This is a genomic window from Brevibacterium sp. FME17 (genome assembly GCF_014897515.1).
Lineage (GTDB): Bacteria > Actinomycetota > Actinomycetes > Actinomycetales > Brevibacteriaceae > Brevibacterium.
Genome location: NZ_JABUYD010000005.1, coordinates 156,558 through 180,576, shown reverse-complemented (window position 1 = coordinate 180,576; position 24,019 = coordinate 156,558). Strand labels below are relative to the sequence as shown.

General features: G+C 62.7%; 19 protein-coding genes. 14 read left to right on the top strand and 5 right to left on the bottom strand.

The annotated features are described in order from the left end of the window. Positions 1–179: 179 nt before the first annotated feature. From INT40_RS07195 to INT40_RS07155, 9 genes are all read left to right on the top strand, one after another. Complete coding sequence (locus INT40_RS07195) at positions 180–1,364, top strand: heme/hemin ABC transporter substrate-binding protein (RefSeq protein WP_319020869.1); 1,185 nt, start codon at positions 180–182, stop codon at positions 1,362–1,364. Next, positions 1,364–2,530: a FecCD family ABC transporter permease gene (locus tag INT40_RS07190; RefSeq protein ID WP_193071429.1), complete on the top strand. Its 1,167-nt coding sequence runs from the start codon at positions 1,364–1,366 to the stop codon at positions 2,528–2,530. The genes INT40_RS07195 and INT40_RS07190 overlap by 1 nt, the downstream gene beginning before the upstream one ends. Next, the gene (locus tag INT40_RS07185) at positions 2,527–3,372 is read left to right on the top strand and encodes a heme ABC transporter ATP-binding protein (RefSeq protein WP_193071430.1); all 846 of its coding nucleotides are present in this window, start codon (positions 2,527–2,529) and stop codon (positions 3,370–3,372) included. The genes INT40_RS07190 and INT40_RS07185 overlap by 4 nt, the downstream gene beginning before the upstream one ends. A gap of 2 nt (positions 3,373–3,374) precedes the next feature. Continuing rightward, positions 3,375–4,724: a hypothetical protein gene (locus INT40_RS07180; RefSeq protein ID WP_193095803.1), complete on the top strand. Its 1,350-nt coding sequence runs from the start codon at positions 3,375–3,377 to the stop codon at positions 4,722–4,724. An 89-nt stretch (positions 4,725–4,813) separates the two neighbouring features. Then, complete coding sequence (locus INT40_RS07175) at positions 4,814–7,120, top strand: HtaA domain-containing protein (RefSeq protein WP_193071432.1); 2,307 nt, start codon at positions 4,814–4,816, stop codon at positions 7,118–7,120. 150 nt (positions 7,121–7,270) lie between these two features. Continuing rightward, a complete protein-coding gene (locus INT40_RS07170) occupies positions 7,271–8,209 on the top strand; it encodes an aldo/keto reductase (RefSeq protein ID WP_257930238.1) in 939 nt (312 codons plus the stop codon). After that, positions 8,206–8,835, top strand: a complete 630-nt coding sequence (locus INT40_RS07165) for a hypothetical protein (RefSeq protein WP_101574118.1) — start codon at positions 8,206–8,208, stop codon at positions 8,833–8,835. The genes INT40_RS07170 and INT40_RS07165 overlap by 4 nt, the downstream gene beginning before the upstream one ends. Beyond that, positions 8,832–9,911: a tRNA (adenosine(37)-N6)-threonylcarbamoyltransferase complex transferase subunit TsaD gene (tsaD, locus tag INT40_RS07160; protein ID WP_193071433.1), complete on the top strand. Its 1,080-nt coding sequence runs from the start codon at positions 8,832–8,834 to the stop codon at positions 9,909–9,911. The genes INT40_RS07165 and tsaD overlap by 4 nt, the downstream gene beginning before the upstream one ends. Continuing rightward, positions 9,898–10,485: an NUDIX domain-containing protein gene (locus INT40_RS07155; RefSeq protein ID WP_180959051.1), complete on the top strand. Its 588-nt coding sequence runs from the start codon at positions 9,898–9,900 to the stop codon at positions 10,483–10,485. Before tsaD ends, INT40_RS07155 begins: the two co-directional genes overlap by 14 nt. 206 nt (positions 10,486–10,691) lie before the next feature. On the opposite strand, the gene INT40_RS07150 is transcribed toward INT40_RS07155, so the two are convergent. The 4 genes from INT40_RS07150 to INT40_RS07135 form a co-directional block, all read right to left on the bottom strand. After that, positions 10,692–11,819 carry a glutamate--cysteine ligase gene (locus tag INT40_RS07150; protein WP_193071434.1) on the bottom strand — a complete coding sequence of 376 codons (1,128 nt, stop codon included), beginning with the start codon at positions 11,817–11,819 and terminating at the stop codon, positions 10,692–10,694. Between the two features lie 61 nt (positions 11,820–11,880). Then, positions 11,881–12,978 carry an ABC transporter ATP-binding protein gene (locus INT40_RS07145; RefSeq protein ID WP_193071435.1) on the bottom strand — a complete coding sequence of 366 codons (1,098 nt, stop codon included), beginning with the start codon at positions 12,976–12,978 and terminating at the stop codon, positions 11,881–11,883. Positions 12,979–12,986: 8 nt separating this feature from the next. Then, positions 12,987–14,600 (bottom strand): xylulokinase, encoded by a 1,614-nt coding sequence (gene xylB / locus INT40_RS07140; protein WP_193071436.1) that lies wholly within the window; start codon positions 14,598–14,600, stop codon positions 12,987–12,989. Beyond that, positions 14,597–15,586 (bottom strand): sugar-binding transcriptional regulator, encoded by a 990-nt coding sequence (locus tag INT40_RS07135; RefSeq protein WP_101574988.1) that lies wholly within the window; start codon positions 15,584–15,586, stop codon positions 14,597–14,599. The genes xylB and INT40_RS07135 overlap by 4 nt, the downstream gene beginning before the upstream one ends. A 173-nt stretch (positions 15,587–15,759) precedes the next feature. Here INT40_RS07135 and INT40_RS07130 point away from each other — a divergent pair, with 173 nt between their 5' ends. The 5 genes from INT40_RS07130 to INT40_RS07110 all read left to right on the top strand — a co-directional run bounded on the left by INT40_RS07130 (position 15,760) and on the right by INT40_RS07110 (position 22,455). Beyond that, complete coding sequence (locus INT40_RS07130; RefSeq protein ID WP_101574989.1) at positions 15,760–17,118, top strand: ABC transporter substrate-binding protein; 1,359 nt, start codon at positions 15,760–15,762, stop codon at positions 17,116–17,118. An 89-nt stretch (positions 17,119–17,207) separates the two neighbouring features. Further along, positions 17,208–18,158: a carbohydrate ABC transporter permease gene (locus INT40_RS07125; protein WP_101575002.1), complete on the top strand. Its 951-nt coding sequence runs from the start codon at positions 17,208–17,210 to the stop codon at positions 18,156–18,158. Further along, positions 18,155–19,108 carry a carbohydrate ABC transporter permease gene (locus INT40_RS07120; protein WP_101574990.1) on the top strand — a complete coding sequence of 318 codons (954 nt, stop codon included), beginning with the start codon at positions 18,155–18,157 and terminating at the stop codon, positions 19,106–19,108. Before INT40_RS07125 ends, INT40_RS07120 begins: the two co-directional genes overlap by 4 nt. A 46-nt stretch (positions 19,109–19,154) precedes the next feature. Beyond that, entirely contained in the window at positions 19,155–20,738 is a 1,584-nt protein-coding gene (locus INT40_RS07115) for a mannitol dehydrogenase family protein (RefSeq protein ID WP_226830902.1), read from the top strand. Between the two features lie 82 nt (positions 20,739–20,820). Next, on the top strand, positions 20,821–22,455 hold the full coding sequence (locus INT40_RS07110; protein ID WP_193095802.1) for a glycoside hydrolase family 3 N-terminal domain-containing protein: 1,635 nt from the start codon (positions 20,821–20,823) through the stop codon (positions 22,453–22,455). Positions 22,456–22,572: 117 nt separating this feature from the next. On the opposite strand, the gene INT40_RS07105 is transcribed toward INT40_RS07110, so the two are convergent. Continuing rightward, complete coding sequence (locus INT40_RS07105; RefSeq protein WP_193071439.1) at positions 22,573–23,448, bottom strand: C40 family peptidase; 876 nt, start codon at positions 23,446–23,448, stop codon at positions 22,573–22,575. Positions 23,449–24,019: the final 571 nt, after the last annotated feature.

Genomic DNA, 24,019 nt, shown 5'->3' with positions numbered 1-24,019 from the left:
TAAATAGACTACACAGATATATCGTAAAAAACCAAGGTGTGCCTAACCTTCATGAAGGTAGCCTTGCCTTATTAAAGCTACCGATGGAGATACCCGGGTAACTCATGATGAAGTGGCAATTGAGACGAGTCCATCGTCGGCGTTCGTTCCGTCGAACCGCCTGGATTGCGGGCGGATGCGTGGTTGCCGTTCTGCTGTGGAACAACGGGCTGCACAACATCGGATCGATCAACGCCCAAGGTGAGACCGAGTGCCTGCAGCCACCCGCGCGTCAAGCACCCAACCTTCCCGAGGTTCCCGAGGTCGACAGGTCCACGCTCCCTGACCCGACCGATATCACGGGACCGACGACAGCCTACGCCCAGTCCGAAGAGATCCCGCCGGTATCCGACACCACCGAGCACGAGGCGAATCTGCCTGTCACCGTCGAGAGCGCTGACGGGGCTCGCCAGACAGTGAAGAAGACCGATCGGATCCTTGCGATGAACCAGAACGGCGGAATCGCCGCTGCTGTCGTCGGTCTCGGGCTCGCCTGCAACCTCGTTGGCCGCGATATCGCTACCGACTTCACCCAACTCGTTCCTGGCGCCGAACAGCTGCCACTCATCACTCAGGGGGGACATGCGATCAACGCCGAGGCAGTGTTGGCGCTGTCCCCGGACGTGATCCTCACTGATTCGACGATCGGACCCTACGACGCTCAGATGCAGCTGCGGAACGCGGGAATTCCTGTGATCTTCATCTCATCCTCTTATGAGGACGGCGTGCGTTCAGCCGGACCGCAGATTCGCGAAGTGGCGAGTGCTCTGGGCGTACCTGAGCTCGGCGACAAGCTCGCTGAGCGCACCGTTCGCGAGATCAACGGCACACAGAAGGCCGTAGAGAAGCTTGCTCCGGAGGATCCCGCCGATCGACCTCGCACCGTGTTCCTCTACCTGCGCGGAAGCATCTACTACTGGTTCGGCGTCGGATCCGGCGCCGATTCCCTCATCCAGTCGGTGTCCGCCCGCGACGTGGCGGCTGAGGTCGGCTTCAAGGGCATGTCGCCGACGAACTCCGAGGCCCTCATCAAGGCCGCTCCCGACATCATCATCGTCATGACCCTCGGCCTGGCCTCGGTGGGAGGCGTCGACAAGGCACTTGAGCTGCCCGGCATCAAGCAGACGCCGGCGGGCGAGAACAGGCGAATCATCGACATGAGCGACTACGAGGTGATGAGCTTCGGACCACGTTCGGCCGAGGTCATCGCAGCTTTGGGCACATCGATCTACGCCCCCGAGCTCGCCTACCACCCTGAACATCCACCGGCATCCATCGACAAGCGCTTGAAAGAGATCAATGAAGAACTGGACGAAGACGACTGATGAGTGAATCCATCGAAACGCGGGATCTCCCTCTGCGTCGTGACCAACAGCTGGCCTCGACGAATCCGAACGAGAACGCGGGCAAAGAGTCCGCTGGCAACGGTGTCGATCTGCAGCGCATCCGCTCACAGCGCACGGGCCGAGCAGGGACCTTGTTCCTCGTGCTCTTCCTCGCGCTCATCGCTGCCTGCATACTCTCAGCTGCCATCGGCCAGCTCTTCATTCCACCCCTCGAAGTGATCGGATCCCTGCTGAGCAAGGTCGGCATCGACTGGCTCCCGGGACCCAGCCACGATTTCGGTGAGGAAGCACTGTGGCAGGTGCGCTTCCCCCGCGTGGTCATGACCGTTCTGGTCGGAGCCGCGCTGGCCGTGGCCGGCTCGATGATGCAGGGTGTCTTCGGCAACCCATTGGCCGAACCCGGAGTCGTCGGCGTCTCCTCCGGTGCGGCCGTCGGCGCCAGTGCGTCGATCCTCTTCGGGTGGAGCTTCCTCGGCAGCTTCACGACTCCGGCGCTCGCGTTCGCCAGCGGACTGCTCACGACGTTCATCGTCTACGCGGTCTCCCGGTCAGGTGGACGCACCGAGGTCATCACTCTCGTCCTCACCGGTGTTGCGGTCAATGCGATCGCGGGGGCGGCCATCGCCTACATCACGTTCGCTGCGCCGACCTCTGCCCGAGAGCAGATCGTGTTCTGGCAGATGGGCAGCTTCAACGGCAGCCTCTGGTCACAGGTCGGGCTCATCCTTCCGCTCATCGTGTTCGGCATCATCATCGCCCAGACACTGGCACCGGGTCTCGACATCCTGTCGCTGGGCGAGAAGAGCGCACGACACGTCGGCATCAACGTCGAACGGCTGCGCATCATCGTCATGGTGATCGTGGCACTCCTCGTCTCCGCTGCCGTCGCCTTCTGCGGGATCATCGCCTTCGTCGGACTCGTGGTGCCTCACATCATCCGCATGGTCATCGGCCCCGGTCACCGTCTGCTGCTTCCGGCGAGTGTGCTGGGCGGTGCAGTGCTCCTGTCGATCGCCGACCTGGCGGCGAGAACACTCGTCGAATTCGCCGATCTGCCGATCGGGATGCTCACCTCACTGGTGGGCGGACCGTTCTTCTTCTATCTCATCAGACGCAGTCGAAAAGAATCCGGAGGATGGGCATGAGTGTCATATCCCTGAATCGTTCCTCGACCCGACGTCCGGAATTCCCGGTCGCAGGTCGATCCATCATCTCCGTCCAGGAGGCCGAAGTCAGCTTCGGCGAGAAGCGCATCCTCAAGGGCATCGACCTCGACATCCGCTGCGGTGAGGTGCTGGCCGTCGTCGGGCCCAACGGTGCCGGCAAATCGACGCTGGTCAATGTCATCACCGCGGACGTCGAACTCGACGCCGGCAAAGTCATCATCGACGACGAGGTGGAGCACTCGTGGTCGACGAGGGAGCTTGCTATGCGACGTGCCGTGCTGCTTCAGGACATCGGCCTCGCTTTCCCTTTCACCGTCCTTGAGGTCGTCGAGATGGGACGGTCCCCGTGGGTCGGAACGCGCGAATCACGGCACGACGACCTCATCGTGTCCGGAGCAATGTCCCGGACCGAGACGGTCCAGTTCGCCGCCCGGAAGTTCACCTCGCTCTCCGGAGGTGAGAAGGCACGAGTGGCACTTGCCAGAGTGCTCGCGCAGGCGACACCCGCGCTTCTGCTTGACGAACCCACGGCGCCGATGGACATCCGGCACCAGGAGCTCGTCCTGCAACAGGCCAGAGAATACGCGGCGACAGGCGGTGCCGTGGTCATCATCGTCCACAACCTCGACCTCGCAGGTGCCTATGCGGACCAGATCGCCGTGATCTCCGACGGCACCATCGTCGCTCAGGGACCACCCACCGACATTCTCACTGCCGACCTCGTCAGTGAGGTCTACGACTACCCCGTGACAATCGTTTCCGACCCGAACACCGGGGCACCACTCGTGGTGCCGGTGCGAGCCGGTCGAAAGGACAGCTGACCATGTTCAACACAGCACTGAAGCCGGCGACCGCCTCGGCGCCGGTGAAGAAGATCCTCACCATGTTTACGATCGCGAGCCTGTTGGCCCTGGTCCTCGGGCTGGCCACGACGATGGCGAACCCGAGCCCGGCCCAGGCCGCGCCGAAGGTGTCGGTGTCCGGGACTCCGAAGGCCGACGGGGAGTTCTCACTCGACCTCTCGGGATCCGGATTCCAGTCCGTGAAGAACGGATTCGGCGGCGTCTACGTGCTCTTCGGCTGGGTCGATGACCCGGGCGGCAGCTGGCGGCCGAGCAAGGGTGGAGCCACGGGAACGAACTACCGCTACGTCTACGACGATGAGACGAACCCGACCGGGTACCAGGTTTTCGTGACCTTCCCGGGCAGCAGCACTGCCGAAGCAGCAAACGGCGGTGAACTCGCGAGCAACGGTGCCTGGAACGCGACGATCAGGATACCTGGATCGAAGTTCACGACCTACGACCGCTCGCAGAACGAGACCCAGGTGGACTGCACCGAGGTCCAATGCGGAATCATCACGATCGGCGCTCACGGCGTGACGAACGCGAACAACGAATCATTCACCCCGGTCGACTTCTCCGCAGCAGGTGCTGCCGGAGGCGGGGACAGCAAGAACAAGGATTCCGGAGACGATGGGAAGAAAGACGAATCGGCCAAGCAGGACGATGCCGAGACGACCGATGCTGAGACGACCGATACCGAGACGACCGCTGGCAAGGACGCCGAAACCGCAGCGGCTGCAGGCGGCTCCGACGCAGTCTCGCCCGTTGACACCAGCAACCAGACTCCGGTAGTCGCGCCCGTCGCGAGTGAACCTCCGATGAGCACATCGTGGCTGATCTTCTTCGCCATTCTGGCCGGTGTCCTCGTGCTCGGCAGCATCATCGCGATCGGCCTCGGGTTCGGCATCGGCGGGTATCTCGCGGTGAAGAGCCTCCTGCTCGGCGTCAGTCCGGCCGCGATGGAGAAGGAACGCGACCGACGAGAGAAGAAGCGGATCAAGACCAAGCACAAGCTGCAGAAACGGAGGATCAAGATGCAGCGCCGCAAGAAACTGAAGCTGGCCAAGCTCGAACGCGGGTCCGAGCGTGCTGTGGCGCAGTCGACTCATCAGGGAGCCGGCACCGGAAAACTGCCTCCCCAGGTCATCGCATTCTTCCAAGACGAGAAGAAAGGCGACGGTGATGCGGCCCGCGGTTGGACAGATCCGACCGGCGGCGCTCCGGCTCATGCCGCGACAGAGCCGGCAGAAGAGAGGGACACCAGGGTGCTGTCGTCTGTCCCAGCGGACAACACAGAGACGACAACCCTGCCGACGACGAAATCATGACAACGACACCACGTACCGTCCACGCGGACGAGAACGGAAGACGAAGAACGATGAGAACTGGAATCTCCTCATTCTTACGGAGTGCATTCGTGCGAGGAGCCGCCGGAATTGCCGCGCTCGGGCTGGTGGGTCTCGGCTTCGCTGCCCCGGCACAGGCGATGTCGGCCCCGTATTCGACTCCTCAGGAAACGACGGCGGCCGACGGCTCTTCGGACGGTGCGACGGATGAGCCGACCGGTAAGAGGGACGTTGAGGACGCCGTCTTCGACTGGTCGGTCAACGACGAGTCGACCGGCGGATCATACTTCGGCGGGTGCAACTTCTTCGTCGCCGGTGAAGCCGGAGACGCTGGCAGTGCGAGGATTTGGAAGGCCGAAGACGCGGGTGCGGTGTTCAAGACCGATGCCGGCGGCAACTTCACGGCAGGCAATACATCCATCCTCAAATCCAATGGAACGCAATACTCGAACTATGAGACTAAGTGCCGAACGCTTGACGGCACATCGGTCAACGGCAAGACCAACGCCGCAGCCGAGAAGAACCACACGGGTGACAGCGTCCGGATCGTCAACGGCACTGGCACCGTCGACCCCGAGACCAACAGCGCCACGATCGAATGGGACGGCTCCTGGAGCTTCGTCTACTACGGTGGCATGACCTATTGGACGATCTCCGATCCAAAGCTCGAGGTCAAGAACGGCAGGGGATCCATCACTGGCACTTATTCCGGCTACGGCGCGGACATGGATGACCCCAGCATCTGGAACAAACTCACACCACTTCAGGGGACCATCGTCGACATCGACAAGGGCGATGTCGACGTCACTGACGACGGGTTCGAGTTCACTCCTGAATTCCTCGGGGTGAAAACCGACACGGAAGGACGCAACCCACAAGCACCGAAGACTGCCGAGAACGAGTCCTGGTGGGGTGCCATGCCTCAGGACTGGATCGACTTCAATGTCGAGACCGGGCAAGACTCGTACTGGTTCACCTCCGCCGGTTCGGAGACGACTCTGCAGCCGCGGAAGAAGACCAACCCGGTCACGGTCGGCTACGGCAAACCTGTTGACAAGCCAAGCGACGGCGGTGAAGGCAGTGACGACGGCGACGGAGGGGACGGAGACGGCAAGGATAGTGGGGGAGACTCGGATGGCAAGGGCGACGGCAGCGGCGGGGGTGCCACCGGCGACGGCTCAGCTACGCTCTATTGGTCGCTCAATCAAGAAGCCAACGCCGGAGCGTTCTATGGTGGATGCAACTTCCTCTCCGCGGGCAAGGCCGAAGACACGGGCGCAGCGGCGGTCTGGACTGAGAAGGACGGTGTCTACAAATCATCTGCAGGCAATGTGACCATCGAAAAGCCCGACGGGTCCGCGTTCAAAAAGGCGACCTGGGCGAATAAGTGCCTCGATTCCGCCGGTGAGACTGTCTCCACCACGCGTAAGGGATCGTGGACACAATCACGGGTCAAGTTGACTCAGGGGGCTGTGACAGCGACCGACTCCCGCGTGAGCGTGCAGTGGAAGGGCAGCTTCACCGTCGCCTTCTACGGCGGCATGACCTACTGGTCGGCCACAGACCCGGTCCTCGACGTGGACTCGAACGGGAAGGGCACGCTCAAGGCGTCGCTGAGCGGCTATGGTGCCGACATGTTCGACGCGTCCAAGTGGGTTGAGCTCAAGCCAACGACTGTGACAATGGCGAAACTCAATGACATCGACGTCGATGCGCTCCTCGACGACGGTCATATCACCGCGCAGCCGAACTTCCTCGGAGTGAAATACGACGATAAGGGTAAGTCCGGATCCTCCGGCAGCTCGATTGGCGGCTCGGATGAGAATGCTTCGGCACAGGCGGAGAAGAACGGTGAGAACTCAGCCTACTGGGGCTCATTCCCGCAGGACTTCGTCGACTTCCAGCACAAAACCGGGCAGTACTCGTACTGGTTCACCTCCGGCGGTGTGCGCGATCCTTATAAGGTCGCCGAACCGCTGACCGTCGCCCTCGGCGACTACTCGCCGGTGGCCTCTGACTATTCACCGGCAGCCGGAAGCGGTCAGGGCCAGCAGCAGGGTGGCGGCGGATCAGCAGGCTCGGGACAACAGGGTGCTGGGGCCGGGGCAGGATCAGGGGCCGGATCCGGAACAGGATCAGGCGCCGGTGCGAAGCAGTCGGCGAACAGCAAGAAGGACGACACTGTGAAGAAGGGCTCGGATATCGACGATGACACGGTCTTCGCCCAGGAAGCCGAGGAGAAGCGCGCGGCTTCCGAGGTTCCGGTCCGTGTGTGGATCGTGATGGGAACGGGACTGGCTGTGGCAGTTGTCGCCGGCTTCGGAATCCGGTCGGGAATCAGGCGCAGTATCGGGCTCGACCCCTCGGACCTCGTCTGAGTCGGGCCCAGATTGCCCTGAGTCGGACCGATCCCGCCGGTGCGACTGCCATTGGCTGTGCTGTACAAGGGGCCGGGCCATGTTGGCTCATAACGTGGTCCGGACCCTTTGGTCAGGTCGGCCAAAGGGTAGGCTGGGGCCATGGAAAGAGTGCAATTGGCTGACACAAATCTGATGGTCCACCCGCTGCATCTGGGAGGCAATCCCTTCGGCTGGGGTGCGGACCGAGATCAGAGCTTCGCAGTCCTCGACGCCTACGCCGAGGCGGGTGGAAACTTCATCGACACAGCGGATGCCTATTCCGTGTGGGTCGAAGGCAACTCCGGCGGAGAGTCGGAGACCATCATCGGCGAATGGATGGCCTCGCGAGGCAACCGCGATGACATGGTCATCGCGACCAAGGTGGGAATGCATCCGAAGCACAAGGGCCTAGACCCGGCCAATATCCGCAAATGCGTCGACGCCTCCCTGCGTCGCCTCGGAACGGACCACGTCGACGTCTACTACGCCCACACCGATGACGAGAACGTCGATCAGGTGGCAGTGGCGGAGACCTTCGACGCATTGGTGCGCTCCGGGAAGGTCAGCTACCTCGGCGCCTCCAACTTCAGCCTGGATCGTCTGCAGTCGGCCATGAAGATCAGCGCGAAATACTCCCTGGCCCGTTATCGTGTCGTCCAGGACCGGTACAATCTCGTGTCCCGCGGTGCTGTGGACCCACAGAAACAGGCCTTCCTGCGATCGAATGACATCGCTGAACTTCCGTTCCACTCATTGGCCTCGGGATTCCTCACCGGAAAGCACACCGGGGGAGACGCCACCGGAAGCGTGCGCGGTGAACGAGTTGCCGACTTCCTCGATAACCAAGAGGCACTTCGCGCCCTTGAGATCCTCGACGACGTGGCCTCGGCGCACAACGCCACGATGACCGCCACCACCCTGGCCTGGCAGTTGTCACACGATTTCATTCCCTCCACCATCGCCTCGGCGCGGGTGCCGGAGCAGCTCACGGAACTGCTCGCAGGAACCGAACTGCAGCTGGCCGATGACGAGATCACGGCCCTCAACGAAGCATGGGTGGAAGCATGACGAGTACCAGCCCACGCCTTGTGAACTGGGAGAACGGCACCGATCTCGTCATCGAACTGCCGCTGGCCGTCGACATTGCGACCGTCTGGTCCAAGCTCGTCGACGCCGAGACCGCGAACTCATGGTTCGCCGCCTTCGCCATCGGTGAGGCTGCGAGAGATGGCAGTGGCGATGGTGAAGGCGACGCAGGCAGCCCGGGCGCTGATGCCAATCCCGCGATCACCTTCGATCTGGGTGAGACCAAACTGCACGGTGAGATCCTCAGCAGCGAAGTCGAAGACCATGTGCTCGTCGAACTCGAGGACTTCGGTGTGCTCGGAGTGCAGCTGCTGCCCCTCGAACTCACCGACGGGGACGCGACCCTGCTGATCTTCACCCAGTCCGCACCCGATGTGGAGAGCGCTCGCCTCAAGGCTGCGGACTTCGGACCGATGTGGGACACCCATATGCGGCTGTTCGCCCGATCCCTGGGACTCGACGTCGTCGAAGCCACTGAGGAAGAGCTGCTCGCGCTCTACGCGGATCTCGAACTTGAGCACAGCGAAGCCGAGACTGCTGAAGCGGCGACTGCTGGCACCGCAGAACCCGAACCCGAGGACAGTGAGGGCGGGTCGAACGACGTATGAGCGAACCGCTGGTGCTGGGCATCGAATCCTCGTGTGACGAGACCGGGGTAGGGATCGTTCGGGGACGGACGCTGCTGACCAACACGGTCTCATCGTCGATGGATGAGCACGTTCGCTTCGGAGGTGTCGTCCCCGAGGTTGCCTCACGGGCACATGTCCAGGCCATCGGACCGGCCATTGCCTCTGCCTGCGATCAGGCAGGCATTGAGCTGGGCGACCTCGACGCCATCTCGGTGACTGCGGGTCCCGGCCTCAGCGGTGCGCTGATGGTCGGAGTCGGTGCCGCCAAGGGCCTGGCCGCGGCGCTCAACCTGCCGCTGTATGGGGTCAACCACCTCGCCGCGCATGTGGCGGTGGACCTCATCGCCGAAGACGTCGACGGCCTGACCACACCGACCATTGCGCTCCTCGTCTCCGGCGGGCATACCGAGATCCTGCGCATCGGCGACGTCGTCGATGACATCGAACTCATCGGCGCCACGATCGACGATGCCGCCGGTGAAGCCTTCGACAAGACCGCACGCCTGCTGGGGCTGAACTACCCCGGTGGGCCGAACATCTCCAAGGCCGCTCTCGGACAGCTCGACGGCAGCGGAATCCCCGGCGATCGCACCGCCGTGAAGTTCCCTCGTGGGCTGGCGAAGAAGCAGGACATGCGCGACCCCGAGCGTCGCTTCAACTTCTCCTTCTCCGGACTCAAGACGGCAGCACTACGGGAGGTCACGAAGGCCGAGACGTTGGGTACGGACCTGCGGGTCGCCGACATCGCCGCGGGGTTTGAAGACGCCGTCGTCGACGTCCTCGTGACCAAGACTGTGTTGGCCGCAGCCGACACCGGAATCAACCATGTCGTCCTCGGCGGGGGAGTCGCCGCGAACTCCCACCTGCGCGAGGTTTTAGGAGCCAGGTGCGCCGAGGCCGGGATGACCTTGCGGGTGCCGCCACTGAGCCTGTGCACGGATAACGGGGCCATGGTCGCAGCCCTCGGAGCTGAACTCGTCCGCCGCGGAATCGGACCCAGCGACCTGTCATTTGCCGCAGTCTCTTCATTGGATGTCGATCATGTCCTCGTCTGACCCGAACGCCGGCGACCAGAACGCCTACACACACGACCGCAGCGGTGCCTCACGCGATGAGACCGCCTACGGCCCGAACTCGAAGGATCTGCCCGACTACCTACCGCCTCGGCGATCAGGTGACGGATGGACTCTCGGCTCGGACGGGCAGAAGCATTGGGGACTCAACGGGGCGGCGGGGCTGATGCTGCTTGATCCCGAACACGGGATCCTCATGCAGCACCGTGCGCTGTGGTCCGTTGAAGGAGGAACCTGGGGCTTCCCCGGTGGTGCCCGTGACCTGGGCGAATCCGCCATCGAAGCGGCCGTGCGCGAGTCATGGGAAGAAGCCGGTGTGCCAGACCTCGCGGGCGAAGGCATCGAGGTTCTCGACACTTATGTCCTCGACCTCGGTGACTGGTCGTACACGACGGTCATCGCTCGGGCCCTGCGTCATTTCGAACCGATCATCAGTGACCCGGAGAGCATCGAACTCACCTGGGTGCCCATCGACGAACTCACCGACTACAACCTGCACTCCGGGGTCGCCGCGTCGCTGCCCGTGCTCTTGGAACTTCTTCGCCCGCACCTGTGAGCACGGGGGCCTGTGAGTACGGGGGGCCTGTAAGCGCGGGAGGTGCTTGTGGGCACGCTGGTTCTCGCTGCACTCGGCCGCGCAACGTCGAGACAGCGCCGGAGCGCCGATACCACTCTGCACGCCTAGGTGTTTCGAAGCTCCGGCGTTGCCGCAGTGATACTTCCCGGCGGCAGTTGCGAGGGTGCTGCCAGACGGCAGGGGGCTCAGATATACGAGGTGCGCAGGTCGCTGATCAGGGACCTGGTCACCTCGGTAAGTGACTCAGTGTCCTTGTACACGTTCTGCAGCCGCTGGTAGGGCACACCGCGGTCGATGATCGAGGTGATGGAATTCAGCTCGCTGAGGCAGCCCAGGCGTTCGGCCACCGGGGTCAGGCGTGCGACCTCATCGGCCAAGCATTCGGTGACCAGGCGCTCATCAGCCTCGGCGTTCTCGATGATGATGGCGTCCATGCCGTAACGGGCAGCACGCCACTTATTCTCATCGTGGAACCAGTCCGGCATCGTCGGCAGGGCCTCGCCGGCATCAAGACGGACAGAGAAGTCGTCGACGAGGCACTGTATGAGGGCTGTGATCGCGGTGATCTCCTCGAGCGTGGGCAGCCCGTCACAGACTCTGACCTCAACGGTTCCCCAGTGCGGGGCAGGACGAATATCCCAGCGGATCTCATTGATGTTGTCGATGATGCCGGTGGTGAGCATGTCGTCGACATACTTCTCATAGTCTGACCACGCTTCGAACTGGAACGGCAGACCTGCGGTGGGCAGCTGCTGGAACATCATCGCCCGGTTCGAGGCGTAACCGGTGTCGGTTCCGCCCCAGAAGGGTGATGATGCGCTCAGAGCCTGCAGATGGGGGACGTAGGCAAGGAGTGCGTTGACGATCGGCAGGACCTTGTCCCGGGAGTCGATGCCGACATGGACGTGCACGCCGAAGATGAGCATATTCCGACCCCACCACTGGGTGCGATCGACGAGCTCGAGGTAGCGGTCCTTGTCTCGGACCTCCTGTGACTGCCACTGTGCGAATGGGTGGGTCCCGGCAGACATGAGTTCGATCCCGCGACCGTCGGTCAGGGTGCGCAGGGCACCCATTGACGTGGCCAGGTCCTCAGCGATACCGGCGACCTGCTTGTGGACGCCGGTGACGAGCTCGATCGTGTTCGTGAGCATTTCACCCACGATCTGCTTCTCGAACTCGGGTGCACACTGGGCGACATCGGCGAGGAGAACATCGGCAGCGGGAGTCAGATCAAGGCTGTCCCCGTCCAAGAGAGCCAGTTCCCATTCGACTCCAAGCGTGGAGCGGGGTGAGCGTGCGAAATCGACCATGGGTCGATCATAGTATTCCGCGCCCGATTTTCTTGCCTCGGCCGTTTGTTGAGCGCCACATTCAGGCCGCAGGTTCGGCCTCATCGGACAGGCGCGCACCAGTTTGTGAGTCGAAGAGGTGGAGGCGAGAGAAGTTGGGAACGGCCCTGACCAGGTCACCTCTGACCACGCGTGTGCGTCCACTGACTCGGGCTACGATCGGAATGTCGCCGGCACCCTCTGTTGCCCGACCATGCACATAGGCATCGGCGCCGAGTTCCTCGACTAGGTCCACCCTGACTTCCAGACCGCCACTGGGCTCGAGTCGGAAGTCCTCCGGGCGGATTCCGGCCGTCACCTGATCCTCTGTGAGCTGCGAGCGCTGCGCGTCACTCAGTCCGATCTCTGACTCACCGATGTGCAGCACCCCGTCACGCAGCGGCAGATCGATGAGGTTCATCGCCGGAGAACCCATGAAGCCAGCCACGAAGAGATTCGCGGGTCGGTCGTAGAGCGCCCGCGGAGTGTCCACCTGCTGCAGCCTCCCGTCAGCGAGCACCGCAACCCGATCGCCCATCGTCATCGCCTCGACCTGGTCGTGCGTGACGTAGACAGTGGTCACGCCGAGGCGGCGCGTGAGTGAGGCGATCTGTGCACGAGTCTGCACCCGCAGTTTGGCATCGAGGTTCGACAGTGGTTCGTCCATGAGGAACACCTTCGGGGAACGCACGATGGCTCGTCCCATGGCCACCCGCTGTCGTTGCCCGCCGGAGAGGGCCTTCGGCTTGCGGTCGAGGTAGGGCTCGAGGTCGAGCAGCTGAGCGGCCTCACGCACCCGTTCATTGCGTTCGGTCTTGGCCACACCAGCGATCTTGAGTGCGAAGGCCATGTTCTCCCCGACACTCATATGTGGGTAGAGCGCATAGTTCTGGAACACCATGGCGATGTCTCGCTCCCGAGGCGAAACCTCGGTGACATCGTCCTGACCGATTCTGATGTGCCCTCCGTCGACGGGTTCGAGGCCGGCGAGCATACGCAGAGTTGTGGATTTCCCGCAGCCAGAAGGACCGACCAGGACGAGGAACTCACCATCGGCGATATCGAGGCTGATCTCATTGACTGACGGGGTGAGCGTGTCTGGGTACTGGCGCATTGCCTTATCGAAAGTGACTGTTGCCATAGTGAATCTCAACCTTCCACGGGTGCGTGGGCACCCGACGATCTGCGGTGATCATTGTGTGACTTCTCGTGGGTAGGGCTGTTGTCATCGGTGACGCTGGTGCGAGCGAACGAGCGATACTGCTCGCGTACCCGTGATGGTCTCGGGTGCAGAGTTGCGACGAGTTCGACCTGCCACCTCGGTGAGGTGCCGGTCAATGTCCAGGCCGCTTGCCGCGCGGCTCCGATGGCCACGTACTCAGCCTGCTCGGGTACGTCGATGGGAACGGTGAAGATGTCTCTGGCCACCTCGCGCACTGCAGGGTTGCGGGCCGCCCCGCCGATGAGGAGCAGTCGTCTGACGCTCAGGCCCTGTCGCAGCACCGCTTGGAGCCCGTCCGCCAGACCGCACAGCATGCCCTCGACAAAAGCTCGGGCGATATTCTCCGGAGACGAATTCGCCAAGGTCATGCCTTCTAAGCGGGCTGTTGCATCAGGAAGGTTGGGAGTGCGCTCGCCCTCGAAATAGGGGACGAGAGTGAGCCCATCGGCACCAGGAGTCGAGGCGAGGGCCAGTGCAGCCACGTCGGTATGGCTGGCTCGCAGCACCGCTGCCGCAGAGTCGAGGACACGGGCGGCGTTGAGGGTGGCGACGAGTGGAAGCCGCCCACCGTCGGCCGAGGCGAATCCGGCGACGATTCCGGACGGATCGTTGATCTTGAGTTCGGTGGGGCTGAAGACGGTTCCCGAGGTGCCGATCGAGATGACGACGTCGCCTGGTACGGCTCCGAGTCCGAATGCGGCTGCCGCATTGTCTCCGGCGCCAGGGCCGACGAGAATGCCCTCGGGTGTTTGACCGGCACTCTCGTGGGGCTGCAGGACACGAGGCAGGATGATGGGTGCGATGTCAGCGGCCGCTTCAGCCTTGGGGGCACCAGCCTCTCGCGCCGTGGCACCGAATGCTGTGCGGAAGAGGTCAAGGTCGTAGCGTCCGGTGACCGCCGAGAAATACGCAGTTCCACTGGCATCGGAGGCATCGGTGACGAGCGCCTCGAGGACAGGACCTCGAGGCGCGGCCGAATCATGCGGTCCGTAACCCAGGAGGCGCCAGGTCAGCCAATCATGGGGCAAGGCCACGGCTGCCACCCTGCAAGCATTCTCGGGCTCATGATCGCGCAGCCACCGCAGCTTGGCCCCGGTGAACGATGCAACAGGAACCACGCCGACCCGGTCGACGAACTCGTCTGCCCCGATCTCTGTGATGAGTGCCCGAGCTGCCGCGTCGCTGCGCAGATCGTTCCACAGCAGAGCGTCGCGGATGACCTGCCCGTGCTGGTCGAGAGTGATGAGACCATGCTGCTGTCCGCTGATGCTCACGGCGGCGATATCAGTGAAGCCACCCGCGTCAGAGATTGCCTCCTGCAGGGCGAACCACCAGGCTTCGGGGTCGACCTCGGTTCCAGCAGGATGGGGGGCCGACCCGGTGCGCAGAATCTGCCCTGTGTCTGGGTCCACGATGACGACCTTGCAGCTCTGTGTCGAGGAATCGACTCCGGCGACCAAGCCGCGTTCTGAAGTCAGTGGGGTTTCAGCCAGTGGGGCATTGCGCTCGGTAGGCACCGGGACTCCGTGGTCGGCAGTCATCGGGACTCCTCGGACTGCACAGCAGGTTGCGCGTCTGGCTGTGCCTCGTTCGCCGAGCGGTCGAGGATTTCTCCGGCCAATGCCTCGTCGACGATGACGACGTCGAGGATGCCTGCGGCGCAGGCTGCGCGAACAGCCTCGGCGCGCTGCGCTCCGCGAGCCACACCGACGGTGGTCGCTGCGTGTCGCAGCTGATCGAGGGTGACGGCGATGACACGATCGTCGATGGTGTCGACCTCGACCCCGGCGGCATTGAAGAGGCGCCCGGAGGCTTCGGCCACTGCTCCGTCAGCCAACCCTGCCGCGCGTTGCTCGGGGCTGCACTTCTCCCAGACCGAGGACTGCTCCTGCGCCCAGGCGGCGACGGAGATGACTGCAAGATCGAGATCGTCCGCTGCGGCAAGGGCACTGGAGATCTCGGGCAGGGCGCTGAGATCGGCGGCGGTGTCCGCCTCGGTGACCAGCAGAGGAGCCGGCAGCCGAACCATGGTCACGGCGGCGTCCTGTCCCAACCGAGCGAAGATCCCGGAACTGGGACGCTGCGAGCCGAGCTGGAGTGCACCGGCGAGCTGGACGACGGTGCAGCGGGGGAGTGCGGGAGCGAATTGTGCCGCTGCGTCGAGTGTGCGTGACCAGGCCAGCCCGATGCGCATCCCCGGGCGAGCACGACGGTCGACGTAGGAGAGTGCGGCACGTCCCATTCGCTGGGCGGCGTCACCCTCGTGTTCAAGGTCGACGATGACTGCTGACCTCAGGCCAAGTGTCGCCGCGAGCGCTTCGGCTCTGCCCTCGTCGGCGCCGGCATCGGCTTCGATTGTGATCGTGACGACTCCATTGTCGACGGCTTCTTGCAGCAGGCGAGCGATTTGGAATCGGCTGAGTCCGTGGGCCTTGCCCAGTTCCACCTTCGAACGGCCCTGAACATAGTGCTCTCTGGCCAGCTGAGCCAGGAACCGGCGGTGTCTGGCGGTGGGTGCTGTGCTCATGGCCCTCCTCTCGAGTCGATTGCGGCCACGTCGCCGCTCATCTGTGATCTATTGCACATCTGATTAAATCATGACACAGTATTGCACATGTGAGCACTGATGCTCATATGTATTTCTTCAAGCACACCCGAGGGCGGGCAGTAATCCCGCAATGGCGAGGGAAGGTAATCACGATGAAGCAGAAGATCACGAGCCGGGCTGTCACAGCGGCGGCCATCGGAGTGGTCGGAGCACTCACACTCGCAGGGTGTGGTGGCGCCGGAGGCAGTTCGAGCGGCGGAGGAAACGAAGAAGTCAACGTACTCATGGTCAATAATCCGCAGATGCAGGACCTGCAGAAGCTCACCGCGGATCATTTCACCAAGGACACCGGCATCAAGGTCAACTATACGGTGCTGCCGGAGAACGAGGTCCGCGCCAAGATCGGTCAGGAGTTCTCCGCCCAGGCGGGCAATTACGATGTGGCCTCGATGTCGAACTACGAAGTCCCGACATACGCCAAGAACGGGTGGCTGACCTCGATGGACGAGGGGGTCGTCGATGCCAAGGGGTTCGACCAGGACGACATCCTCGCGCCGATGGCCGAATCGATGACCTATGAGGACCAGATCTACGGGGAGCCGTTCTACGGCGAAGGTTCCTTCCTGATGTACCGGAAGGACATCTTCGAAAAGGCGAAGGCGACCATGCCGGACAATCCCACCTGGGACGAGGTCGCCGATCTGGCGAAGAAGGTCGACGGTGCCGAGAAGGGAACCAAAGGCATCTGCCTGCGCGGCCTGCCCGGCTGGGGCGAGATGTTCGCGCCCCTGACCACCGTGGTCAATACCTTCGGCGGAACTTGGTTCGATGAGAACTGGGACGCTCAGGTTGATTCCAAAGAGTTCAAAGAAGCGACGAACTTCTACGTCGATCTCATCAACGACCACGGCGAATCAGGAGCACCACAGGCCGGATACACCGAATGCCTGACCAACCTGCAACAGGGCAATGTTGCGATGTGGTACGACTCGACGGCGGCTACGGGAACCCTCGAAGCCGATGACTCACCGGTCAAAGGCAAGGTCGGATACGTCGCAGCTCCGGTGAAGGAGACCAAGTCGAGTTCATGGCTCTACACCTGGGCCTGGGGCATCCAGAAGGCAGGAAAGAACCAGGATGCTGCAAAGCAGTTCGTCGCCTGGGCCTCGTCGCAGGACTATGAAGAGACCGTTGCCGAAGAACTGGGCTGGCAGCACGTGCCCGCAGGCAAACGCACCTCGACCTACGAGAACAAGGACTACCAGAAGGCCGCGAAACCGTTCTACAAGCAGACCGAGGACGCCATCAACTCGGCCGATCCGAAGAACCCCGGTGTGCAGCCGCGTCCGACTCTCGGAGTGCAGTTCGTGACGATTCCCGAATTCGCTGATCTGGCGACGGGCATCTCCGAGGACATCAGTTCGGCGATCGCCGGACGCACCACAGTGGACAAGGCGCTGAAGAAGGGACAGAAGGAAGCAGAGAAGGTCGGAGACAAGTACAAGAAGTGACTCAGGCGGCTTGGGCGGAGGCGATCGCGTCTCCGCCCAAGCATCCGGCCACACTGCCACCCACTGTCATCCATCACCGGAGGTCGTCCATGTCAGCTCCTGCGCAAGATCGCCGAACTCGGGCAGCGCCCGCACCCACCTCGCCCAGCCCCGCATCCTCGAGTGCTCGCAAGCGGTGGTCGCTGCGGGCCCCAATGCTGCCGGCTCTGATCTTCGTCATCCTCGTCACGCAGATTCCGTTCGCGATCACGATCGTCATCTCGTTCATGAAATGGAACGCCGCTTACCCCGATGACATCAGCTTCGGCACCCTGCAGAACTACATCACCGTCTTCACGAATGCGGATCTGCTGCGTGCGGTATTCGTCACCGTGGGGCTGACCGTCTCTGTTGTGCTGGTCTCGGCTGTGCTGGGATTGGCCATCGCGCTTCTCCTCGACCGCAAGTTCATCGGACGTGGGTTCGTGCGCACGCTGATGATCACTCCATTCCTGGTCGTTCCCGTAGCCGCGGCACTGCTGTTCAAACATGCGATCTTCAACCCCTCCTATGGACTGGTCAATGGGTTGCTGACCTCCGTCTTCGGTGAGAATGCGCCGCAGCCGGACCTGATGAGCACACACCCGCTGCTGGGGATCGGAATCGTGCTCGTCTGGCAGTGGACCCCGTTCATGATGCTCATCATGCTGGCCGGTCTGCAGTCGCGACCCATGGACGTCTACGAGGCGGCTCTGGTGGACGGTGCCGGACCTGGTCAGACATTCCGATTCATCACGTTGCCGCACCTGCGCCGCTACATCGAACTCGCGGCGCTGCTCGGCACGATCTACATCGTGCAGAACTTCGACACCGTCTTCACGATGACCTCCGGCGGACTCGGAACCGCGAACCTGCCCTATGTCATCTACCAGGAGTTCTTCGTTGCCCAAGACTACGGAGTCGCCTCCGCCGTCGGCGTCATCGTCGTCATCGCCTCACTTGTCATCGCGACCTTCGCACTGCGAACCGCGTCCACTCTGCTCAAGGAGGAGAACTCATGAGCACCTCAGACATGTCTGCATCGACAGCATCCACGGGGCCTGCAGACCCTGTCGGCCAGGCCACCACCGACCCGGCAGACGGCAGTCCTCCGCGTCAGAAGGCAAGTGCGCCCAGGCGTGCGGGGCAGGGCAGAACCGGAAAAGTTCTGCTCGGCCTCCTGGCTTGGCTCGTGGGACTACTCTTCGTGTCCCCGCTGCTGTGGATGCTGCTGACCAGCTTGCATGCCGAAACAGATGCCTCGACGAACCCGCCCAGCTTCTTCGCACCCCTGACCCTGGACTCCTACAGCAACTTCTTCGGCGGAGGCAGCGGTGCGAACCCCTGGCCGGCGCTGATCAATTCCGCGGTCGCGGCGATCGTCTCGACCCTCATCGTGCTGGTCCTGTCGACGATGGCCGCGTACTCGCTGGCCATTCGCCGGATCAAGCGTTGGTCAGACGTGCTGTTCTTCCTGCTGTCGACCAAGATGCTGCCGATGGTTGCGGGACTGCTGCCCATCTACCTGGTCGCGCAGGCATTCGGCATCCTCGACACCTGGCTCCTGCTCATCATCATCTACTCCGCGATGAACATGCCCATCGCCGTGTGGATGATGCGCTCATTCCTCGCCGAGGTGCCGGTTGAGGTGCTCGAGGCCGCCGAGCTCGACGGTGCCCGGCTTCCCCGTGTCTTCATGCAGATCCTGCTGCCCCTGACCGCACCCGGTTTGGCGGCCACAGCCCTCATCTGCTTCATCTTCTCGTGGAACGAACTGCTCTTCGCCAACGTCCTGACCTCGACGGCGGCATCGACGGCACCCGTGTTCCTCACCAGCTTCGTCACCTCCCAGGGACTGTTCCTGTCCCAGGTCTGCGCGGCTTCGCTGATCATTTCGGTGCCGGTGCTCGTTGCGGGCATCGCCGCCCAGGACAAACTCGTCCAGGGTCTGTCGATGGGTGCAGTGAAGTGATGCTCAACCGAATGTCCGACCGGCTCGACCGACGATCAGGGGAGAGATGATGAAACCCACAGACGCTGTACCTGCCACGAACCCTGCACAAGATGGTCGTGCACGCGATGACCGCGCACACGATGATCTTGATCTGTTGTCACTGCGCGAATCGACGCTTGAACGGATTGCGGCACGCGGTGTCACTGTACCCGGTTATGACCGCAGCACAGTGACTCCCGGCATCGTTCACTTCGGCGTCGGCGGCTTTCACCGGGCCCATATGGCAATGGTCCTCGATGACCTCATGAGCGCGGGAGAGGCCACAGACTGGGGAATCGTGGGAGCCGGAGTCCTGCCCCACGACGTGCGCATGCGAGATGCGCTCGCCGGACAGGACCACCTCTACTCCCTGACGCTCAAACATCCCGACGGCACTCGTCAACGACGGGTGATCGGGTCGATCATCGATTACCGCTACGGACCCGACGATCCGCAGGGGCTCATCAACCTCCTCGGTGAGGAGAAGATCCGCATCGTCTCACTCACCGTCACCGAGGGCGGATACAACGTCAACCCGGTGACCGGGGAATTCATCTCCGAGGACGCGACGATCGTCGCCGATGTGGCAGCACTGGCCGCGGGGCAGCTGCCGGGTACCGTCTTCGGGTATGTCATCGAGGCCCTGCGTCGTCGCCGCGACGCGGGTGTGCCCCCATTCACCGTGCAGTCGTGTGACAATATCGCGGAGAACGGCCATGTGGCGAAGAAGATGTTCGGTGCCTTCGCCCGCCTCGTCGACCCAGAACTCGCGGACTGGATTGATGCCCATGTGGCGTTCCCGAACGCCATGGTCGATCGGATCACCCCGGCGACCACCGATGCCGACCGGGCCGAGCTGTGCGAGGACGCGGGACTCGAGGATGCCTGGCCCGTGGTCGCTGAACCCTTCTTCCAGTGGGTGCTCGAGGACGCGTTCACTGCAGGCAGGCCTACGTACGAACGGGCAGGCGTCCAAGTCGTCGACGACGTCAGACCTTATGAGCACATGAAGCTGCGCCTGCTCAACTCCGGGCATCAGGGCCTGGCGTACTTCGGCCTCCTCGCCGGCTACACCTATGCTCACGAAGCGATGGAGAACTCGGATATCGCTTCCTACCTGCGCAGATACATGGATGAGGAAGGCACGCCCAGCCTCGAACCACTGCCGGGCATCGACCTCGAAGGGTACAAAGACTCACTCATCGAACGCTTCAGCAATCCGGAGATCCGCGACACTCTGGCCCGACTCGGTGCCGAATCCTCCGACCGCATCCCCAAATGGCTAGTCCCCGTCATCGCTGACAATCTGGGTTCCGGCGCACCGGTCGAGGTCTCGGCTGCGATCTGCGCATCGTGGGCCCGCTACGCCGAGGGCAGCGACGAGCAGGGAGCGCCGTTCACCATCGTCGACCGTTTTGCCGCACAGCTGCAGCAGGTCGCGAACTCACAGGCGGCCGATGCTTTGGCCTTCGTCCGGCAAGAACAGTTCTTCGGGCCCTTGGCCGAGGACTCCCGCTTCACTGGGCACTACCTGACAGCGCTGGCCTCCCTGCACGAACAGGGTGCGAAGGAGACCGTGCGACGACTCGCCGCCCACGAAGCGCTCTGAGGCCAGCTGACTCCGAGCCGGCAGCGAATCACACCGCCAGGCGTAGTTCGTCGGTTCAGCTTCGGCGATTAGCATGGTGCCTATGCGCCCCAGACTTGGCATCATCGCCGCGACCGCCGTACTCGCCCTGACTGGTTGCTCCGGCGGAACTTCCGACCCGCAACCGAAGAAGACCGAGGGGGACGGCTCCCCGCAAACTGCGCAGAAGGCCGAACCAGACAAGGCCGTCGACCCCGCGGATATCAGCCCCGAGGACTTCGCCGACGAAGCGAAGAAAATCGTCGATTCGTTCTCCGCCGAGGAATTGGCTGGGTCACTCATCATCGGCACCTGGTCAGGCACCGACACGCAGACCGGGGTCAGCATGCTTAAGAACAACCACCTCGGCGGGGTCATCATCATGGCCGACAATCTGCCCGAGAATCCGACACCTGACCAGGTCAAGGGCGTCACCGAGGCAGTCGACGGTGCCCGCTCCAAGGGACAGCCCGTGTCGATCGGCGTCGATCAGGAGGGCGGTCCGGTGTCGCGGTTGAGTACCGGTGCGCTTCCGTTCCCACCGCTGATGGCACTCTCTGCCACCCAAGATCCCGAGCTGACGCAGAACGCGACCAAGGTGCAGGGCCAGAACCTCACCGACCTGGGCTTCACGATCGACTTCGCCCCTGACGCTGATGTCACCACCGGCGAGAAGGACGTGGCCATCAACGTGCGCTCGGCCGGGGACGATCACAAGGGCGTCGCTGAGGTCGTCGCCCAGGCTGTGACCGGATACCACCTCGGCGGTGTCGCCAGTTCCGCGAAGCATTTCCCCGGCCACGGTCGCCTCCACGTCGACTCGCACGAGAGCCTTCCGGTGTCGAAGAAGGACATCAAGGAACTCGAAGACTCGGACCTGCTGCCGTTCAAGTCCGCCGTCAAGGCCGGCATTCCGATGGTGATGATGGGACACATCGGCCTCCCCGACGCGAAAACGACGCCGGCGACGCTGAACAAGAACGCCTACACCTCGCTGCGGGAGACCCTCGACTTCGACGGCGTCATCATCACCGATGCGCTCAACATGAAGGCCGTGAACCAGAATCTGAATGGGGGAGAGACGGTCAAAGCCCTGTCCGCCGGTGCCGATCTCGCTCTGATGCCACCGGATTCCTCCGCCGCCCAGCAAGCAGTGGTCACGGCCATGAAGGACGGTGACCTGAAGAAGGCCGATCTGGTGAAGAAGGCCGAGCGCGTGGTTGCCATGCAGCTGGCCACCGCCGAGACTCAGAAGGCGCTCGCCGAGGATTCTGGTTCTGAGGGCGCCGGGGCGGCCGGTGCCGAGGACCCGAAGAAGGTTCTGACCGATGTGGCCGAGAAGTCGCTGACGGTGCTCAAGGGCGAATGCTCCTTCGAGGGCACCGACTCCATCTCCATCGTCGGCGGGGCCGAGAAGGAGAAGACCGCGCTGACCAAGGCGGCGAAGGAGGCGGGGCTGAAGGTCGGGTCCGGCGGTACGAGTGTGAGCCTGAGCCCGAACACCTCCGCCGAGGTGGCGGTGGGCACTACTGCACCGTGGACGATGCGCAATACCTCGGCAAAATCGGCGGTTACCGCCTATGACAGCAACCCCAATGCTCTGAAAGCCGTGGCGAAATGGCTCAAGGGAGATCTCAGTGCCTCAGGCAAACTGCCTGTCGACTATGAGGGAAGCGATAAGGCTCCGGACTGCAACTGAGGTTTCAGGCAGCAGCGGAGACCTCGGACAGCAGCGGAACCGAGTTCAGACACAAAGAAACCCTTCATCCGGCTGGGACCATCAAGCCGGACGAAGGGTTTCTTTATGTGTATTGGATCAGAGAACGCGGATGAAAGTGACGTTGCCCATCCAGCTGTAGCTGCGCTTCGAGGTGCCTGAACCTGGGGAACCGGCATCGTACATCTGTCCGCCACCGGCGTAGATGCCGACGTGGCCGGGGTGCCAGATGAGGTCACCGGGCTTGGCTTCAGACTGCGAGACGACCTTGCCGGCAGCCTTCTGAGCACCGGACTGGCGAGGCAGGTTCACACCGACCTTGCTGTAGACCCAGGCGGTGTAACCGGAGCAGTCCCAGCCGCTCTGCGAGGTTCCACCGTAGACGTATGGGGTTCCGACGCCTTTGGCTGCCCAGCCCATGACCTGCTCGGCCTTGGAGCCGTCGATCGAACCGGCATCATCGGAGCCGGAGTCTTTGCTCTTGTCCTTGTCACCGGAGTCCGAGGAACCGGTGTTTGCGGAATCAGAAGAGTCGTCTTTGTCCTCGGCGGGCTTCGGGGCCGGTGCAGCTTCGTCGTCGCTCTTATCTTCGGCGGTCTCGACGGGCTTCGGCTTTGGCTTCGGTTTAGGAGCTGCCTCAGCAGTGACGTTTTCGACTTCTGCGCCGAATGAAGCGCCCTGCTTCTTGTCTTTGTCCTTAGATGACGAACCCTCGCCAGCGTCGACGGTCGCCGTCTGATTCTTGAACTCAACCTGTGTCTGAGCGTCTGACTCAGCGGAGACTGCGACGTTGTCATCGGCTCCTTGTCCGGCTGCCGGGAGGACAGCTGCGGTGAGCAGGCCACCGCTGGCAGCAACAACGGCTGCGCGACGTCCGAAGACGGCGGAATTGGCACTCAGGATATCGGTCAGTTCGGTCAAAGGGGTCTTGACCTTAGCTTCTGCGGCGCGGCGGCCATGCTGCTTAGTTGCCACGTTTTCCTCTCGTCACCTATTGGAAGATTCCCAACCGCCACTGTGGTCCGTAGAGATTTCACATCGAGCGTGGCGTGCGGTTCTCGCTGTGAAGCCGGCACTTTCGCGACCGACCTTCACAACTGTAACCAATCAGTGACCCAATGTCACGTTTTCGTTATATTAGACGGGGTTTTGTCGTGATCGTTTACGAAGATGCTGGTCAGAGGCTTATTGAGTACCAAAGTTTTTGTAACAGTTGCTTGTTTCGGCGTAGGTTTCCAGCATAGATATGACCCATCTCTCGTCATGGTCGATGGGCTTATGTAACGAATAGGTCTGTATGACAACTCGAAGATGACACTTTCGCCATGACTTTTCTACGGCCTCGCGAACAGTGTGGCGCCCGCAAGAACAGTGTGGCGAGTACGCGAAGTGTGCGACAAGCACGCGAACCGTGGGGTGCACGTGCGGCGCAGGGACTGTGAGGCGCTGCGACCGTGCGGCGCTGGGAGAACGGTTGGTAAGTTCGTCTCGATCTGAGCGACCGGATCGAGACGAACTTACCAACCGTTGGCGATGGCACTCCTGT